The 2,220-nt window shown below is 70.0% G+C and carries 2 protein-coding genes; both read left to right on the forward strand.

Translation table 11 applies throughout. From position 1 onward, the window contains the following. Positions 1-74 precede the first annotated feature (74 nt). On the forward strand, positions 75-1,298 hold the full coding sequence (gene istA / locus GUY59_RS46755; protein ID WP_138208808.1) for an IS21 family transposase: 1,224 nt from the start codon (positions 75-77) through the stop codon (positions 1,296-1,298). After that, positions 1,298-2,152: an IS21-like element helper ATPase IstB gene (istB, locus tag GUY59_RS46760; RefSeq protein WP_236668169.1), complete on the forward strand. Its 855-nt coding sequence runs from the start codon at positions 1,298-1,300 to the stop codon at positions 2,150-2,152. The genes istA and istB overlap by 1 nt, the downstream gene beginning before the upstream one ends. Positions 2,153-2,220 lie beyond the last annotated feature (68 nt).

Consider the following 2,220-nt stretch of genomic DNA (forward strand, 5'->3'; position numbering starts at 1 on the left):
TGTCGACGGCGCGTGAATACTGACCCCATGGCGACGGCCGAAATCTGACCCCCTCGTGCAGTTCACTCTGGAGGGTGATCAAGGTGGAGGACTGGGCGGAGATCCGCCGGTTGCACCGGGCCGAGGGCATGCCGATCAAGGCGATCGCGCGTCATCTGGGCATCGCCAGGAACACGGTGCGACGGGCGTTGGCGGCCGAGGAGCCGCCGAAGTATCAGCGACCGAGCAAGGGATCTATCGTGGACGCGGTCGAACCGCAGATCCGGGAACTGTTGCGGCAGTGGCCAGACATGCCCGCGACGGTGATCGCCGAGCGGATCGACTGGCAGCGGTCGATGACCGTGCTCAAGGAACGGGTCCGGCAGATCCGGCCGGAGTATCGGCCGCTCGATCCGGCCTCGCGCACCAGCTACCAGCCCGGCGAGCTGGCCCAATGCGATCTGTGGTTCCCGCCGGCACCTATCCCGGTGGGGCCTGGCCGGCAGATGAGCCTGCCGGTGCTGGTCCTGGTCTGCGGCTACTCGCGCTGGCTGCTGGCCCGCATGCTGCCCTCGCGGGCGGCCGGGGATCTGTTCGCCGGGATGTGGGCGCTGCTGTCGCTGCTCGGCGCCAGCCCTAAGACGCTGGTGTGGGACAACGAGGGCGCGATCGGCGCGTGGAGGAACGGTCGTCCCCAGCTGACCCGCGACGCCGAAGTGTTCCGTGGCACCCTGGGCGTCCGCATCCTGCAGTGCCGGCCAGGCGATCCGGAGGCCAAGGGGCTGGTCGAGCGGGCCAACGGCTATCTGGAGACTTCGTTCCTGCCCGGCCGCGACTTCGCTAGCGCCAGCGATTTCAACGCCCAGCTGGAGCCGTGGCTGCAGCGGGCCAACCAGCGCCATCACCGCCGCCTCGGCTGCCGGCCGGTCGACCGGATCGAAGCCGACCGGGCCGCGATGGTGGCCTTGCCGCCGGTGCCGCCGATCGTCGGCTGGCGCAGTTCCACCCGGCTGGCGCGTGATCATTACGTGCGCGTGGCGTCCAACGACTACTCCGTGCACCCGTCGGCGATCGGCCGCCTGGTCGAGATCGTCGCCGATCCCGAGCAGGTCACGGTCACCTGCGCCGGGCAGGTAGTGGCCCGGCACGAGCGCTGCTGGGACACCCATCAGACCCTTACCGATCCGGCCCATGCCCGGGCCGCCGCCGCGATGCGCGCGATCCGGCTGCAGCCGGTGGCGGCGCCGGTGGACACCGAGGTGGAGCAGCGCTCGCTGGCCGACTACGACGCTCTGCTCGGTGTTGAGGGGGTGGCGTGATGGCCCCACGCACCGGCATCAGCACCGGCACCGGCCGCAGCGCAGGTACCGGCATCGCGGCGTCGACGGGTGGCGGCGGGCGCAACGTCGCCGCCGAGCTGGCCTATCTGACCCGGGTGCTGAAGGCGCCGTCGCTGGCCGCGGCCGTTGAACGGCTGGCCGAGCGGGCCCGCACCGAGTCCTGGAGTCATGAGGAGTTCCTGGCCGCCTGCCTGCAGCGCGAGGTCGCCGCCCGGGACGCGCACGGCGGCGAGGCCCGTATCCGCTCCGCCCGCTTCCCGGCCCGCAAGGCGCTGGAGGACTTCGACTACGACCACCAACGCTCGCTCAAACGGGAGGCGATCGCGCATCTGAGCACGCTGGACTTCGTGACCGGCAAGGAGAATGTGGTCTTCCTCGGCCCGCCCGGCACCGGCAAGACGCACCTGTCGATCGGGCTGGGTATCCGCGCCTGCCAGGCCGGCCACCGCGTCGCCTTCGCCACCGCGGCCGAATGGGTGGCCCGCCTGGCCGACGCGCACGCCGCCGGCAGGCTCCAGGACGAGCTGGTCAAACTGGCCCGTATCCCGGTCCTGGTCGTGGACGAGGTCGGCTATATCCCGTTCGAGCCTGAGGCCGCCAACCTGTTCTTCCAACTGGTCTCCAGCCGTTACGAGCGGGCTTCGCTGATCGTCACGTCGAACAAGCCGTTCGGCCGCTGGGGCGAGGTGTTCGGTGATGACGTGGTCGCTGCCGCCATGATCGACCGGCTGGTCCACCACGCCGAGGTGATTTCGCTGAAGGGAGACAGTTACCGGCTGAAGAACCGCGATCTGGGCCGGGTTCCGCCGGCCCGATCTGAGCACGAGCAGTAACCGACGACGACATCAGGGGGTCACGATTCAGACGTCGTCAGGGGGTCAGGATTCGGCCGTCGTTGACA

The organism is Nonomuraea sp. K271 (assembly GCF_009908215.1).
GTDB classification, from domain to species: Bacteria; Actinomycetota; Actinomycetes; order Streptosporangiales; family Streptosporangiaceae; genus Nonomuraea; species Nonomuraea longispora.